Here is a 17,289-nt window from a genome sequence, read left to right on the forward strand (position 1 = left end):
AATTGATTATTTTTTTGACAAATATAATTTTTTTTTGCATAAAAATTATATTATTATTTATATTCTGGTAAGATTAATAGTAATATTTATCCTATAAATTTTTATAGGTAAATGTAAATTTCTGATTTTTTTCTGCCATAGGATATCCTTGATTATCATAAGAATAACTCTGCCCCGTATTAACAGACGGAGTTGGAGGCGGCATATCAAAATACATAGATGTAGGATTATTCGGAGACATCTTATAGAAATTGGTAGGATCCATTAAACTTCGTACGATAAAATAGTTCTTAGGAAGTAAAGAAAATGCACTTTTCTTTGAATCATAATTTTGAAAACTATAGGTTGTCTTCACTGCCGTTGCCATTTCGGGAGCACCGGTGATATCCAGAATCCCTTTTTTGCAAATGGCCTGAAAAATATTGTCTCCAGAATACACAAAGGTATATTCTATGAACTTATTATAGGCAGAAATTCCACCTTCTTTTCTTTTTTCAAGAATCTTAGTCAGCTTATCCGTTGCATCATAGGTAAAGGCATAGTCACTTAAGTGAGAAACGGCAGGATTTGCTCCTGTTGCTGTACATGATACGGAGGAGATTTTTCCTTTTTGCCCTGGTACAATATCAAAACTATAACTAAGGCTTCCGGCGGCCGGACTTACAAACTTAACTTTAGTGATGTTTTTTTTCGTATTATCATCAGGGTCATCAGTGTATGTTAATGTACCTGTGTAATACGTATTAACAGCTTTTTCATCTTTAAATAAATTTTGCTGCAGAACACCTTTATTGGTTGAAATATATTCTTCATAAAGGCTTGTATCCATCATAACCTTTGTAAGAATTTTTGGTACCGCAGGTCCATCGTCAGGGTTTGGTTTTGACTCCGTAGGATCCTGTGTTGTATTACATGAAGCCAGTAAACCAAAAAGAGCAATACCGGCAAACATTTTAAGAAAATAGTTTTTTACCATAAAAAAATTTTAACTTGCTCAAATATAATTCAATTTTCAACAAAAAGGAGTACTTTATCCTTACAAATTCACAAAGAACTGAGTTAATAAACAAAAAAATCTAAAAACATAACGTTTTTAGATTCTAATTTATTATATAAGTCCGGAAATTAATACGGCTGAAGTACAGATGTTGTTAATACAGACTGTGACATATCACTGTTTAGGAATGAGCCATCCACAGCTCTTCCGATACCAAGCGTATTCCCGGAAATTGCTCTTTTTATGCAGGCAACTTTAACTTTATATTGATTTTTAGGAGTAATATTAGTTAATGTAGCATTAAGGTTAAAAATTTTGTAGGCTCCACTTTCTCCCAATAGTACATCCGTTCTTACTGCTTTAAGTAAATCATCTACAAAAACTCCACATGCAAAACTGGCAGAATTACCTCCTGTTTTTTGCACTGTTGTCTGAAATGAGAATGTTACTTTATTATTAGCATTGGTAACAGAAAATGTATCAGAAGCTGAGGGAATTGCAGACCATCCGCTGATAGAATTCCCTTCATAATAAGGAACAGATTGCCCGTTATTTCCGGAGAAAGAAACTCCTGTTTTATCCGCAACGGTATTGATAGAAAATAAAGACATACTTCCCATCCCATCAGCAATTTTGACAGCCTTCCAGTCATTGGCCTGAAGATCAGTATTATTGTGAAAAATATCTCCGGCTAATCCAGATGATCCTTTCAAGGCATTGGTACCTCCGGTTCTTAATTCCTTTCTTACATTAATGTCTCCATTTACATCAAGCATATTGACAGGATTAGCAGTATTAATACCCACCTGAGCACTTGCAAGTCCGATAAACAATAAAAATTGAACAAAAAATATTTTTTTCATAATTGGTTTTTAATTTACTATTATCGGGTTAAATACTTGTGGAACCTCATATACATCTACCTTTAGGGATGACTGAGCAATGAAATCATTAATGTTTGAACTGGTATTCGTTCCAACCGATAGCTTTCTAAAACTTTCTCCATAGGAAGCCAGTCTCGAGCACGCCACATCTACTTTATGAATTCCTTTGGGAAGATTCTCTACAATACCAATTTGATTATGGGTAAGGAAAGGAAAAGAAGAGTTGATTGCCTTTAAGTTTCTCTGTCTAAGATTGATCAATTTATTATCTACAAAAATACCGCATGCATAGTCTATAGAAGTATCATCAGCATTGGCAGAAAGGGTAGAGAAATCCGCCTGCACCACAGTTTCAAACTGGAAATAAGCCTTACTCTCTGTACTGAAAACACTAATATCCTGTGATAGTCCATTAATTTTTTTAAATCCTTTCAAACTGCTAAGATCAGCTCCCTTCACAAATGTAGCCGCCTTAGAAGTCGTTAAACTTACTTCATCACTGGATGCAAATAAAATTCCGTCTTTATCCGAAAAGGAGTTATTGAATATCAAATAAAATTTATTGGTTTCATATTCAGGAATACGAAGAGTTTTCCATATTGGAGCAAAACCTTCACCCTGAGAAACCAGTAACTGATCATTATTTCCTTGAGAAAGGCTATTATCAGTAGTATTGAGTACAACAATTTTTTGTCTTAGATTCAAATCTCCATTAACGTCAATTTTCGCTTTCGGAGAATCTGTATTGATTCCAACCTGAGCTGACAATAGCAGGCCCGAGGCAAGAAATAAGGTCGATAATATTTTTTTCATCACTTAATTATTGGTTTTATAACTTACATATTCAATGACATCCATCTTCATGGTAGATTCCAGAGTAAATGCATTGGATGCTCCATTGGACGACTGAACATCACGTCCAACTGCAAATTGAGAAAGAGAGCTTGAAGTGGTAATCTTTCTACACGCAATTTCAATTTTGTGTAATCCTACCGGAACATCAAGTTCTGTATAATTAAGAGTGAAAATATAATCCTGAAGACCGCCTTTTGCATCATTATTATTGGAAGCTACTCTGTCCGGACGTACCGCAACCAGCTTACCATTTCTGAAAACGCCACAGGCAAATCTTATGTTTTGTGAAGTTGTAGATACAGGTGCTTTCATTTCAATCCCAGTCTGAAACTGATAAGTAAGTCTGTTTTTTCCATTCTTGATGGTAAAACTATTTTCAAGACCTGTAATTTTAGCCCATTTCCCTTTGCTCGCATCTGTGATATCATCTCCAACATTATTGGTGTAGATACCATCACCCGCAACGCCATTAGAAAGGGATGCAATACCCGTTTGATCTGACGACAGATATGAATTAGTCAATTTATACTGTCCCTCTTCCATAAAGGATACATTCAATGATTTCCAGACAGGAGCTTTGCCCTCTCCCTGGGAAACCAAAACCTGGCCGTTCAATCCTGCACTACCTGCCTGAGTTGAAGACCCGCCTACTCTAAGTTCTTTTCTTAAGGTGGTTTTACCATTGATATCGAGCATTGATTTTGGTTTATCAGTACCGATTCCCACCTGTGCGTTAGCATAGAAAGATAAAAGTCCAGCCGCGCAACAAAATATAATTTTTTTCATAATAAGGACTGCAAAGGTACAAATTGAAGTCCATAAAATTCCAGTTACACCTACTTAAACCTATAGAAATAAACACATTACGAGATAGAATTAATCACACACAAAAGTAGAATTATTTCTACGTAACTCTACTTTTTATATTTTTTTCAAATACCAAAAGGTCCCAAACCCTTACTGTGCCGTGTGTTGGAAACTTTTTTTAGTCATTGAATGGTGATTTTCACCCTGTTAAAAAGGGTTTAATTCTCTTAAGCATGAGTATTACCTACCTAAAAACTGATAACAATCACAAAAAAACATATAAAAACTTAAAATTTTATATGTTTTTTCAGCGTTTGCAGTAAACTTATTAATTTATAGAAATTATGCTTTAATTATGCTCAATTATCGCTTTTAATAAAATATTGACCTCATCTACATTTTTCACCCTTTCTTTTCTCATCATAAGCTGATTTCCCTCTTTGCCGGATTTTTCCTTAAGCTGAGCTTCGGCCGGATTTCGGGTTAAATAGTTAATAATATGTCTAAATCTATCTGTCTGATAGAATTTATCCTGAGGGTTACCCGGGAAATACCCAAGGAATACCCCATTTTTCATAACAATTTTCTCAAAACCAATATCTGCAGCCAGCCATTTCAAGGAAACACTTTTTAATAAATTGACAGCTTCCTTAGGCAATGCCCCAAAACGGTCAATCAATTCAAGTTCAAACTGGTGAAGTTCATTTTCATTATTAATCTCAGCTAGTTTCTGATAAAGCAGTAATCTTTCTTCTGTATTGGAAATATAGAAATCCGGTAACATCAGCTCTAAATCGGTATCGATATTCACATCTTTCACAGATTTGAAAAGCTTCTGCCTGTCTTCTTCATTTTCAAATAAACTTTCAAAATCAGCATCATCCTTCAACTCTTCAAGTGCTTCCTGCATTAGTTTTTGATAGGTTTCAAAACCCATTTCATTGATAAATCCACTTTGTTCTGCTCCCAATAAATCTCCTGCTCCACGAATCTCAAGATCCTTCATGGCAATCTGGAAACCGCTTCCCAAATCTGAAAACTGCTCTATTGCTTCCAAACGTTTTCTGGCATCAGAAGTCATCATATCATAAGGAGGAGTAATAAGGTAGCAGAAAGCTTTTCTATTACTTCGCCCCACTCTTCCTCTCATCTGGTGCAGATCCGCCATTCCGAATCTTTGAGCATCATTAATGAAGATCGTATTGGCATTCGGGACATCTACCCCACTTTCTACAATGGTGGTCGAAACAAGGACATCATATTTTCCCTCCATAAAGTCCAACACATTTTTTTCCAATTGCTTTCCTTCCATCTGCCCATGTCCTGTAATAACCCTTGCATCAGGAACCAAACGTTGAATAAGTCCTGCAATATCTTTAAGGTTTTCAATCCTGTTATTGATAAAATAAACCTGCCCATCTCTTTGAAGCTCATAAGAAACAGCATCACGAAGAATTTCTTCACTGAATCCTATCAATTGTGTATCCACCGGCTGCCTGTTTGGCGGAGGTGTTTTGATTACGGATAAATCTCTTGCAGCCATTAATGAGAACTGAAGGGTCCTAGGAATTGGAGTTGCTGTCAAGGTAAGCGTATCTACATTATTTTTAAGTGTCTTCAGTTTATCTTTCACAGACACCCCGAATTTGTGTTCTTCATCAATAATTAACAACCCAAGATCTTTAAATTTGACTGAGCTGCTTGCCAATTGATGGGTTCCGATAATAATGTCTAGTTTCCCATTTTTCAGATCATCCAGGGTTTCAGATTTTTGCTTGGCTGTTCTGAATCTGTTGACATAAGAAACATTTACCGGAAAATCTTTAAGCCTTTCTTTAAAACTTCTGTAATGCTGAAATGCCAGAATAGTTGTCGGCACCAGTACAGCAACCTGCTTTCCGTCTGTAGCAGCTTTAAAGGCAGCACGAATTGCAACTTCTGTTTTACCAAAACCTACGTCACCACAGACCAACCTGTCCATCACTGTATCTGCTTCCATATCTTTTTTTACATCTATGGTTGCTTTTTCCTGGTCAGGAGTATCTTCATAAATAAAGCTTGCTTCCAGCTCATTCTGTAAATAAGAATCCGGTGTATAGGCAAAACCTTTAGCTGTTTTTCTTTCAGCATATAACCTGATAAGGTCAAATGCAATCTGCTTAACCTTGGCTTTTGTTTTTTGCTTCAAGGTCTTCCATGTTGGAGACCCTAGTTTACTCAAAACAATTTCTCGACCATCAGGTCCATTGTATTTTGAAATCTTATGCAGGGAATGAATACTTACATATAATAGGTCTCCATTTTTATAGGTTAGCTTAAAACATTCTTGAATCTTGCCATCATTGTTTACTTTTACCAGCCCCATAAACTTACCGATTCCATGATCTATATGGGCAATATAATCTCCGATCTTTAAAGACATCAAATCCTTGAGGGTAAGTTGTTCCGATTTTGCAAAGGTATTTTTAGCCTTGTATCTTTGATAGCGGTCAAAAATCTGGTGATCCGTATATACCAATAGCTTATGCCCATTATCTACAAACCCTTCATGCAACTCGGATTTGAAACTTTTAAAAGGAAGTTCATGTTCAAGTTCTTCGAAAATAGATTCCAGTCTTTCTTTCTGCTTCTCCGTTGAAAAGGAAATCCAGGTATCAAACCCCTCACTTTGCTTTTCTTCTATGTCCTCAATAAGGAGTTCAAAGTTTTTATGAAAAGATGGTTGTGGGAGCTGTTCCATTTTAACGTCAGCTCTCTCTTTTAAGCCTTCAATAGATGCGTTTCCGAAATCAACTGTTTTAAATTTCTTATAATCAAACAAAAATTCCTGATCGGAAATAAAAAGCTCCTGTGGTGCTCTATGCGCAATATCTTTATTTAAAGTATCATATTTTTCAAGGGATTTTTCGTAGAATGTTTTAATCTTCTGCATTCCTACCATTCCATTTTTGGAAATAACATAACTTTCCTTAGGCAAGAGCTGCAACAGAGATACTCTACTTCCGGTCACAGAAAAATTCATATTCGAAACCAATTGAAAATCCTTGACCCTCTCTACAGAAAGCTGCGTTTCTATATCAAATGTTTTAATACTTTCCACCTCATTACCAAAGAAAGTAATCCTGTATGGTTTTTCGTAGGAATAAGAAAATACATCCACAATCCCTCCCCTCACAGAGAACTCTCCTGGTTCAGAAACAAAATCAGCCTGCTGAAAGTGATAATGATTGAGCAATTCATCAACAAAATCAAAATCCAGCTGATCTCCCACCTTTATATGGTGAGAAATGGCCTTAAAATCTTCTTTCTTTAATACTTTTTCCGATAAGGCTCCCGCATAAGCTACAATAACCTTTGGAGATCTCCCGGAATTGATTTTATTTAAAACCTCAGTCCTCAATACCAAATTGGCATTTTGTGTTTTCTCTACCTGATAAGGCTCTAGATGGGTTGCCGGAAAATAAAGCACCTTTTCTTTTCCAAGCAGGTCTTCCATTTCCGTATTGGCATATAGTGCATCTTCCTTATCATCTACAAGATAAAGAATATGTTTTTTTTGAACCAAAAAAAGTTCAGCTACAAAGACGGAAACTGAAGATCCGGCACTTCCTTTCACAGCAATATGCTGATTGTTTTCTAACTGGCTAAAAATCTCTTTTCCAAATTCTTTTTGCAATAGATCAGGAAGAAACTTTTCGTTGATGGATTTTAACTGCATAAATTGTAATGGTATAAACGACAAAAGCGATTTCGGGAGTTTTCCGAAACCGTTTATGCTATGGCAAAGGTAAGAATATTTTTTTCTTTCAATAGAAATGGGAAGACTTTCAAATTTAAAATGAACAACTTAGGTTGTTTAAATCTTAATTTTCTGCTAATTTATTTAATTACCTGTTAAAATAACTCAAATATTTTCTCGTGGCATAGTGTTTGGGATTTTTAAGCCTACCAAACATTAAAGAGAATAGTATTATGAAAAAAGCAATTAAAATCTTAGGAATTTTTATGCTGTTGATTTTTACAGCATCATCGTTTTCGTCGTGCAGCAGGGATGATGACCCTACCAACAACGACTTCTTCGCAGGAACCTATAAAGGAAGTGTTTCTTACAACGATGGGGGTTCTACCAACATCAGTACTGATAACGGAAGTGTTTTCGTAACAAAAATTGCCAGTGGTACCAAGTACAATTTTGCATTTTCAAACAGCATTCCTGACCTGAATGGAGTTGAATTTGAACAAAAGGGAGACAACACCCTTGTAATGATCGGTTCTACCGCAACTTCTTACATTAGAATTGACAATAATACATTGAAGATTTTATATATTAAGGATGGTAAAACCTGGACAGCCAACTGTACCCGATAAACAAACAATTTATATACAAAAGCCTGTTTTCAGAAATGAGAGCAGGTTTTTCTTTACATTGCTTATAACTCTTTAATCTTTTTTTAAGCTGTAATAAACTTTAGTTAAGTTTAAAATTCCAAATTTTCTAGCCTGCTTTTTGTATATCTTTATTCAACAAAAACAAATTGTAATTCTTATGAAAAAATTATTATCTGCAATGTCTTTAATTTTAGGATTAGGACTTGCTACTGCCCAGCAGACTGCTCCCGCTACAAGCACTACGGCTCATCAACCGGCAAAAGTAATGAAACCTGCAAAACCAGTTGAGGCAAAAGCTGCAAAACCAGCTGAAATGAAGACGGTAAAACCGGCAGAAGCAAAACCGGCCAAGCCTGCACAACCTGCTGCCAAAATGAAAAAAGATGGTACTCCGGACAAGAGATATAAGGACAATAAGCATTTGAAAAAAGACGGTACACCAGATAAAAGATATAAAGCAAACAAATAAGCATAACATTAACATATAGTTGTTATTTTCATAATCAAATTTCGAGAAACCGATGAACGATTTCATCGGTTTTTTTTATGTCATGTTTTATAAAAATGGTTTCAAATTCTATACTTATTTATAAATTTGACGCATGTTAAACTTCTTCAAGAAAAATGCAGCGCTTATCTGGGCAAAAAAACATGTCCAAAAGACAGGGGAATTCAAAAAAAATGCAGAGAAAAATCAGGATGACTTATTGATTTCTCTTGTATCTACGGCTCAAAAAACACTTTTTGGTCGTGAGCATGATTTTGAAAACATCCATTCTGTAAAAGAATTTCAGGACAGGGTTCCCGTTGCAGATTATGAAGACCTGAAACCTTATATCGAAAGAGTAAAAAAAGGACAGGCCAATATTCTATGGACAGAAACTCCGGAATATTTTGCCAAAACCTCCGGAACGACTTCGGGATCCAAATATATTCCTATTTCTAAAGAAGGGATGCCATTTCAAATTGCCGGAGCCCAAAGTGCGCTTTTCCATTATATCAGCAAAAAAAACAACGCAGATTTCGTAAACGGAAAAATGATTTTCCTACAGGGAAGTCCGGAACTAGAAGAAGTTTTTGGGATAAAAACAGGAAGATTATCCGGTATTGTAGCCCACCATATTCCTAATTACCTGCAAAAAAATCGCTTACCAAGCTGGGAAACCAACATTATGGAAGACTGGGAAGCCAAAGTAGACAAAATAATTGAGGAAACGGAACATGAAAACATGACGTTGATCTCTGGAATTCCACCATGGCTTATTATGTATTTTGAAAAACTTACTGAGAAGCATGGGAAAAAGATCAAACAATTGTTTCCTAATCTACAGCTTCTTGTTACCGGAGGGGTAAACTACGAACCTTACCGTGATAAAATGGAGGATCTATTGGGTGGTAGTGTAGATATTATTCAGACTTTTCCGGCTTCTGAGGGGTTCTTTGCTTTTCAGGATGACTATACAAAAGAAGGGCTTCTGCTATTGACTAACCATGGTATATTTTATGAATTTATTCCACTAGAAGAATATGGGAAACCTGGTGCAAGAAGATTGACCTTAAAAGAGATAGAACTTAATAAGGACTATGCATTGATTCTTACTACCAATTCCGGATTATGGGCCTATTCCATTGGTGATGTTGTTCGATTTATTGATAAAAATCCACACAGGATATTGGTAAGCGGCAGAACAAAGCATTTTACCTCGGCATTTGGGGAACATGTAATTGCCTTTGAAGTGGAGGAAGCGATGAGGGCGACTATTGAAAAATATCCGGCACAGATTACAGAGTTCCATCTTGCCCCACAAGTAAATCCTAGTGAGGGACTTCCTTATCATGAATGGCTGATAGAGTTTGAAAAGGATCCTGAAAACATGGAAATATTCAGAGATGAGCTGGATGTGCAGCTTAGAAACAGAAATACGTATTACGATGATTTGATTTCCGGAAATATTTTACAGAAACTTCAGATCACAAGACTTAAGAAAAATGCATTCCATGAGTATGCAAAATCTCAGGGGAAATTGGGAGGTCAAAACAAGACTCCAAGATTAGCCAATGATAGAAATGTTGCAAATATCTTAGAAATTTACAAATTTTAAAGATATTTTTTCAATTCCAAAAACGTATATTCGAAAAAAATTATAAATTTGAAAAACTAAACGAAAATAATGAAAGCATCTGTACTGTTGAAATCATCTTTATTAACGTCTTTATTTGTTATTACATCTTGCGCTACTACAAAATACAGCGAGGATGTTTCTAAAAACAACTATTCTAACCTGGAAGCCGGAAAAGTATATAAGGTTACCATGAAAGACGGATCTCCTAAACAGAAAATATTATTCAGAAATATTGTTGGAGATAACCTTGTAGGTACAGCTGGAAAAAAAGACAGTACAGTAGTAACGATTCCTAAAGCAAATGTAGCAGCGGTAAAAGACCAGAGAAAAGCTAGAATTGCAACAGGAGCTGCCATCATTGGTGCAGCAGGGGTTGCAGCCATTGTAATCAGTTCTTCAAGAGCGGACTAAAATAGATATTATCTTTCAGAAGGTATTTACTATATCTTTTAAAAAACCACATATAAATAGCCCTAAATAAATTTTTAGGGCTATTTTTGTTCATGATTTCCTTTACCCCCCTAAAAACATTACAAAATATTGAATTCAGAAATCTTCTAACGGGAAGATTTTTTATTGTTTTAGCTTTCAGAATGCTTGCCACATTATTAGGATGGTGGGTATATCAATTAACACAGGATCCTTTTTCCATAGGTCTTATTGGGTTATCTGAGGTAATTCCTGCGGTAAGCTGCGCTTTGTATGCCGGCCACGTTATTGATATGAATGAAAAAAAGCGACTGTTGCTTATTTGTAACTATGTTTATATTTTTCTCATCGGCCTTTTGCTTATTCCTGCATTCCTTGATGTAGAGATGCATTTCACAGGTCATCAGATCACCTACTTTATTTATGGTGTGATATTCTTTACCGGAATTGCCAGAGCCTTTATTGGCCCTATTGTACCGTCTATGATTCCCAAAATTGTAAAGAAAGAGAATCTACCAAATGCTGTAACCTTAAATCAGGCTACTTTCCTGATATCTTCTGTATGTGGACACGCCATAGGAGGAATTTTGATTGGATATTTTGGAGTACAATGGACATTGGTGGTTATTTTATCCCTCATTTTTGTGGCTTCTCTATTTTTCTGGCAGCTAAACAAGCAGTATTCTGAACATAAAAAGGAAGATGTAAATGTTGTGGAAAGTATGCGTGAGGGGATTTCCTATATTTTTAAAACAAAAGAAATTCTGGGTGCTTTATGCCTGGATATGTTTGCTGTACTTTTTGGAGGTGCTGTAGCCATGATCCCTGTATTTGCTACTGACATTCTAAAGTCAGGTGCTGAGGGCTTTGGTCTACTGAACGCCGCTTCTGACATTGGTTCCATGTGTATTATTACTCTTTTATCTATTGTTCCTTTACGAAAGAATCAGGGGAAAATACTTCTTGCCGTAGTTACAGGATTTGGAATCTGTATTATTGGATTTGGGCTATCCAAACTGTATTGGCTTTCTTTTATGTTCCTTGTCATAAGTGGCATGTTGGATGGGATTTCGGTGGTCATCAGAGGAACCATTGTGCAGCTGAAAACACCGGATCATATAAGAGGGCGTGTACTGAGTGTGAACTCAATTTTCATCATGTCCAGTAATGAAATGGGACAATTTGAAAGTGGAGTTATGGCCAAGTTATTGGGTGTGGTACGGTCTGTAGTATTTGGCGGATGCATGACTGTTCTTGTTGCTCTTGCAGTAGCAAGCACCAATCCTAAGCTAAGAAAAATGCAATATTAACAGATTCATTATTAAATAAATACAAAAACGTCTACAGCGTTTTCGAAATTCGATATACTTAAAATGAGAATAGAATGTTTTTCTATTCTCATTTTACATTTACACCTGTTTATTAAAAATATTTCACTTCATTTATACGCAATTTAAAGTCAAAGCGTTATTATTATTACGATCTTCATATAATTTAATAATAAACAAAAAATGCAATATCAAAAAACAACATAGCAGATTCATTAAATATATCTCAAAATCTTTAATTTAACGTTAATAATTTTTTATATTTGCTACAAATATCCCCTTTATGAATAAACTTTTATTTATTTTAGGCTTTTTCGTGACTAATTTCTGGGTAAGTGCTCAGACTTTTTCGGATGAAGCTTTACAGCAGTCTGTCCAGCAGCTCAATAATGCCAAGACAGACAGTGACTATGATACTCTCTTTCATACATTTTCCGAAACTAAAACCTCAGAGAAGTGGAAAGCTAATTACTATGCTGCAGTAGCAATGTATTCCAAAGCTCAATTTTTGTTAACAAATACAACAAACACCCCCATGACTGAACCGAATGAGCTGGCAAGAAAATTTGCAGCACAGGCACTCGCTTCAGAAAAAAACAATGGGGAAATCAATACACTTTTGGGACTCATTCATATCCAAAAAATCAGAATAGTAGCTTCTACAGATCCTCAAAAGGATTTGAAAACAGCGATCGGATATATGACAAAAGCAGATACCCAACTAAAAAATAACCCAAGACTTACCCATTTAAAAGCTGAAATAGCTGAACTTTCCAATAACAAAACTGAAGCTATAAAACTGCACCAAACTGCAGCTAGTGAGTTTAAAGATCTTTCTGCCGGTTCTCCAAACTGGGGTAAACAGTTAATAGAACAATAAACCCAATGAAGACCATGGCTTTTGATCTGAAGAATAGCATTTTATCTTGCAACATTATATCCATTATTTCTTCAGCACTAAAAACAAGAGCCTTTTTCTCACCATCATAGTTTTAATATTTGTTTTAAACATTCTCCTATGAAAAAAATACTACTCATTTTCTTAATAATATTCTCACATATTGCATATGCTCAATCAGATTGTTCAACAGCAATGGCAGTATGTGGAAATACAACTATCTCATACACTCCCAATGGCCATGGAGATACTCTGGAAACCATTGGCGGCTGTCTTAGTAGTGAAAAGTTCTCAGTATGGTACTCTTTTACCATTGCTGCAGGAGGAACTCTTACATTTGAAATTGTTCCTAATGACCTTGGTAATGACTATGACTTTGCAGTATTTGGTCCCAATAAAACATGCGCCACCCGAGGAACCCCTCTTCGTGGATCTTATGCGGTAACAAGTGGAATTACTGGTCTTAACATGACTTCCACAGATTTGTGTGACACTGTAGGTGGAGACAAATGGGCAAAGTATATGGACGTTTTACCTGGTGAAACCTACTATTTAATAGTAAACAACCATAGTGAGTCTGCAAATGGTTTCATTATGAAATGGGGAGGAACTGCTACTTTAGCATCTCCATTTACTGATCCAAACATACAGCCTCATCCATTCAACCCTCCAGGAGTTGCCGGTGCAACCCCTGCAGACCCAAGAGAGGTTCCTATCTGTAGCAATCCTACGCTTTTTGATTTTTCATCTTTATCAGCAGGGATCATCAATGGAAATCCTAACTTCTCAGTTACTTATCACTATAATCAGAATGAAGCTTTAACAGCTAATAATCCTATTACAACTCCTATTAGTGTAGGTATAACAACAGAGTATTATTACAGCATTAGCTATACGGATCCTCTTGATGCCAACAATCCGATAAATAAGTGTAGGCAAACCGGTAAGTTTAAGTTTAAGGATGGAACCATTGTAGCAAAAGACGCCACATTAACCATGTGCAACAACAACAATGCAGGAACAGCTGTGTATGACCTTACCACTGCAGATGTTTTTGCAGATCCTACTGCTACAAAAAAATATTATCCAACAATGCATGACCTGAATGCGGGAACAAACGAGATTACTTCAATCTATCAGTATGTTTCGGCAGAAGGAAAAATATATGTAAAAGTAACTTCTCAATACGGGTGTGTTGACACAGCTGAGATCACTCTTAAATTCTACCCGATTGTTATCGCGAAGAATGCTTTTATGAGAGAATGTTTCATAGAATCAAACCCTTCTACAGCTTTGTTTAACCTAGACAATGCTCCGGTTATCACTCCAGCAGCAGGTATTACAAAGAGATATTTCCCATCTTTAACTGATGCTGTAGATGCTACGAACGAGATTTTAAACCCTACAACTTACACTGCACCAAATGGTGTTGTATATGTAAGAGTAAGTGATACCAGAGGATGTTATACGGTTGTTAAGATTGAGCTAACTGTACTTCCTCCTGTAAAATCTAATGTACTGAAAGACAAAATCATTTGCGTAGAAGACAAAACTACTTTGGATGCAGGACCTGGATTTAAAAGTTACGAATGGAGCACGGGAGCTACCACCCAGTCTATCAAGGATGTGGGAGTAGGAACGTACTGGGTAAAACTGAAAACCGGAGAATGTGTTACTACTCAAACTGTAAAAATATATCCTTCTGAGCAGCCGGTAATAACCAGCATTGATGTATCAAACACAACATTAACTGTAAATGTTATAGGTGGAGCTCCTGACTACAAATACTCCATAGATAATATCATATGGCAGGATTCTAATGTCTTCAACAATATTGCAAGAGGGACTTACAAGGTATACGTAAAAGATGCCTACGATTGTGAGCCTATTGTAGTTTCTGTACTGGTTCCTAATTTGATCAACATTATTACGCCAAATGGAGACGGAGTAAATGATGTATTGGATTATTCAGCTATTGCCGATAAGCAAAATCTGATATTCAACATTTTTGATAGATATGGTGTGAAAATTCACCAAGCTGACAAATCTAACGGATACAAATGGGATGGAACTATTGCTGGTAAAAAAATACCAACAGGTACCTACTGGTATTCTTTAACATGGAATGAGAATGACAAAAAGAACACTCCTTTCAAATTCTCGGGATGGATTATTGTAAAGAACAGAGAATAATTCAGTAGAAATATACCGAAAAAGCCGCTTTTGGCGGCTTTTTCTCTACACAAAAAAAATGACAAAAAAACTATAGACCTCTTAATTTTGTTTCACAAAAATCATTTTAACAATGAAGAAAATATTACTCTTTTTTATTTTACTCATAACACAGACTATTTACTCACAATCAGACTGTGTTTCAGCAATTCCTATATGTGGAAATTCTAATATTTCCTACACTCCTTCCGGAGTGGGGAACATCGTAGAAATCCTTAGAGAAAATGGCGGATGCCTGGGAAGTAATGAAAAGTATTCTGTTTGGTATACTTTCACCGTTTCAACTCCAGGAACACTTGCATTCACCATTAAACCCAATGACCCCGGAGACGATTATGACTTTGCAATATATGGCCCAACTGCCAATGGATGTGCTTCTTTACAGGATGCCAACCATGTGTTTGTACAGCCAATAAGATGTAACTATGATGGTGCTAAGGGAGATACAGGATTGGATATCGCTATGCCTCCTCCTGCTGTATTCCCTACCTTTCCTCCAGGTGCTACCAACAGTATGAACACTGGTAAGTGGTGTCCTTATCTGAATGTTTTACCAGGTGAAACCTATTATTTAATCATAGACAACTGGGATAAATCTACTAATGGATTCTCCATGATCTGGACCGGAACAGCGAGTTTAAGCTCAGCATTTAACGATCCTACTTTAGCTCCTTTCCCATTCATTACTCCAGGGGTACCTGCAGCTGATACTAGTGAACCAAGTAAGGTAATGGTGTGTGCCCTTCCTACACAGTTTAATTTTTCAACTCTTACTGCTGGAATTATCAATGGAAACAGTTCTGACTTTAAAGTAACTTACCATAAAGATACTAATGACGTTCTTACAGGTGATAATCCTCTTACAATTGAAACTGTAGACGCAGTTAAAACATACTACTACAGAATTGTATATCATGATCCAAATAATGCAAACAATCCGGCCAATGGCTGTTTCATTACAGGGAAATTTAAATTTGTAGATGTTAGCATCAAAGCTAATACAGCCTCTACTCTATTTTCATGTAACAACAACTATGCAGGCACTGCCGCATTTGACCTTACAACAGCGAATGTATTTACAGGCACAGGAGCCACTATTAAATACTACCCTACTCAGGCTGATCTGAATGCAGACACCAATGAGATTACAACTCCTACCAATTATATTTCTCCGGAAAAAACAGTATATGTGAAAGTAATTTCTTCATTTGGATGTACAGCAACGACTACCATTCTGTTAAAATTCCATCCAACAGTTATATTAAAAGATGCTCAAATTGAGAATTGCTATATTGAAAATGATATTACCCGTTCTACATTTAATCTTACAAAAGCATCTATAGGAGTACCGAATCCTGAACCAACAGGAACGGTAATAAAATACTACAAAACGATAGCTGACGCGAAGGACGAAACCAACCCAATTGCAAGTCCAACAAACTTCCTTTCAGAAAGTACTGTAGTATATGTAAGGGTTAACAATGCGCAACAATGTTATTCAATTGCTCAAATCACATTAAAAGTTCTGGCTCCAGTAAAATCTAAGGTTTTAAAGAATAAAACTATTTGTGCTGAAAGCAAAACAACCCTAGATGCAGGACCTGGATTTGACAGCTATGAATGGAGCACAGGCCAAACATCTCAATCCATCAGCAATGTTGCTGTAGGAACATATTGGGTAAAACTTCAGACAGGAAGATGTTACACAACTCAGGAAGTAACCGTGCTTCCAAGTTTACAACCTGTTGTTTCCAATATTGAGATCAGTAATAACAGCTTCACCATTACTGCGACGGGAGGTGTACCCCCTTACAAATATTCTATCGACGGAATAAACTGGCAGGATTCAAATTCATTTAAAGGTCTTCCTAGAGGAGAAAATACAGCCTATGTAAAAGATTCTTACAACTGTACTCCTATCCAGGTTACAGTTACGGTTCCTAACCTGATTAATGCCATTACTCCAAACGGAGATAACATTAATGATGTAATAGATTATTCAGCTCTGTCTTATAAGAAAAACCTTATATTTATTGTATACGATAGATATGGAAACAAGCTTTATGAAGCCAATAAGATAAGAAATTACACTTGGGACGGAACAGCCTCAGGTAAAAAAATATCTACAGGAACGTACTGGTATACAATTTCATGGAATGAAAATGACAAGAATAATACCGAGACTAAATACTCAGGATGGGTATTGGTAAAAAATAAAGAGTAAGCTTTTACTCATATAATTAAAAAATCACCTCGCTTGAGGTGATTTTTTTTATCAACATTACCAAGCTCCTGTTTACCGCATTTTCCAAATAAGTGCGAATAATTTGTTGAATACTATTTTTTT

The 17,289-nt window shown here is 36.0% G+C and carries 13 protein-coding genes; 8 read left to right on the forward strand and 5 right to left on the reverse strand.

Features of this window, described 5'->3' with window-relative positions:
* Positions 1-91 precede the first annotated feature (91 nt).
* The 5 genes from C7D53_RS13330 to mfd form a co-directional block, all read right to left on the reverse strand.
* Positions 92-976 (reverse strand): hypothetical protein, encoded by an 885-nt coding sequence (locus C7D53_RS13330; RefSeq protein WP_106916936.1) that lies wholly within the window; start codon positions 974-976, stop codon positions 92-94.
* A 149-nt stretch (positions 977-1,125) separates the two neighbouring features.
* A complete protein-coding gene (locus tag C7D53_RS13335) occupies positions 1,126-1,860 on the reverse strand; it encodes a hypothetical protein (RefSeq protein ID WP_106916937.1) in 735 nt (244 codons plus the stop codon).
* A 9-nt stretch (positions 1,861-1,869) separates the two neighbouring features.
* The gene (locus C7D53_RS13340) at positions 1,870-2,694 is read right to left on the reverse strand and encodes a hypothetical protein (RefSeq protein ID WP_106916938.1); all 825 of its coding nucleotides are present in this window, start codon (positions 2,692-2,694) and stop codon (positions 1,870-1,872) included.
* A 3-nt stretch (positions 2,695-2,697) separates the two neighbouring features.
* Positions 2,698-3,522: a hypothetical protein gene (locus C7D53_RS13345; RefSeq protein WP_106916939.1), complete on the reverse strand. Its 825-nt coding sequence runs from the start codon at positions 3,520-3,522 to the stop codon at positions 2,698-2,700.
* A 370-nt stretch (positions 3,523-3,892) separates the two neighbouring features.
* Entirely contained in the window at positions 3,893-7,261 is a 3,369-nt protein-coding gene (mfd, locus tag C7D53_RS13350; RefSeq protein WP_106916940.1) for a transcription-repair coupling factor, read from the reverse strand.
* 254 nt (positions 7,262-7,515) lie between these two features.
* Between mfd and C7D53_RS13355 the strand changes: the two genes are divergently transcribed.
* From C7D53_RS13355 to C7D53_RS13390, 8 genes are all read left to right on the forward strand, one after another.
* Complete coding sequence (locus C7D53_RS13355) at positions 7,516-7,911, forward strand: hypothetical protein (protein ID WP_106916941.1); 396 nt, start codon at positions 7,516-7,518, stop codon at positions 7,909-7,911.
* A gap of 178 nt (positions 7,912-8,089) precedes the next feature.
* Positions 8,090-8,401, forward strand: a complete 312-nt coding sequence (locus tag C7D53_RS13360; protein ID WP_106916942.1) for a hypothetical protein — start codon at positions 8,090-8,092, stop codon at positions 8,399-8,401.
* A gap of 133 nt (positions 8,402-8,534) precedes the next feature.
* On the forward strand, positions 8,535-10,034 hold the full coding sequence (locus tag C7D53_RS13365) for a GH3 auxin-responsive promoter family protein (RefSeq protein ID WP_106916943.1): 1,500 nt from the start codon (positions 8,535-8,537) through the stop codon (positions 10,032-10,034).
* Positions 10,035-10,103: 69 nt separating this feature from the next.
* Positions 10,104-10,466, forward strand: a complete 363-nt coding sequence (locus tag C7D53_RS13370) for a hypothetical protein (RefSeq protein WP_106916944.1) — start codon at positions 10,104-10,106, stop codon at positions 10,464-10,466.
* 92 nt (positions 10,467-10,558) lie between these two features.
* Complete coding sequence (locus tag C7D53_RS13375; RefSeq protein ID WP_106916945.1) at positions 10,559-11,794, forward strand: MFS transporter; 1,236 nt, start codon at positions 10,559-10,561, stop codon at positions 11,792-11,794.
* A 301-nt stretch (positions 11,795-12,095) separates the two neighbouring features.
* Positions 12,096-12,692, forward strand: coding sequence for a tetratricopeptide repeat protein (locus tag C7D53_RS13380; protein ID WP_106916946.1), 597 nt, complete (start codon positions 12,096-12,098; stop codon positions 12,690-12,692).
* Between the two features lie 138 nt (positions 12,693-12,830).
* Positions 12,831-14,903: a T9SS type B sorting domain-containing protein gene (locus tag C7D53_RS13385; RefSeq protein WP_106916947.1), complete on the forward strand. Its 2,073-nt coding sequence runs from the start codon at positions 12,831-12,833 to the stop codon at positions 14,901-14,903.
* 112 nt (positions 14,904-15,015) lie between these two features.
* Positions 15,016-17,166 (forward strand): T9SS type B sorting domain-containing protein, encoded by a 2,151-nt coding sequence (locus C7D53_RS13390; protein ID WP_106916948.1) that lies wholly within the window; start codon positions 15,016-15,018, stop codon positions 17,164-17,166.
* Positions 17,167-17,289 lie beyond the last annotated feature (123 nt).

The sequence above is a fragment of the Chryseobacterium aurantiacum genome (assembly GCF_003020585.1).
GTDB classification, from domain to species: Bacteria; Bacteroidota; Bacteroidia; order Flavobacteriales; family Weeksellaceae; genus Chryseobacterium; species Chryseobacterium aurantiacum.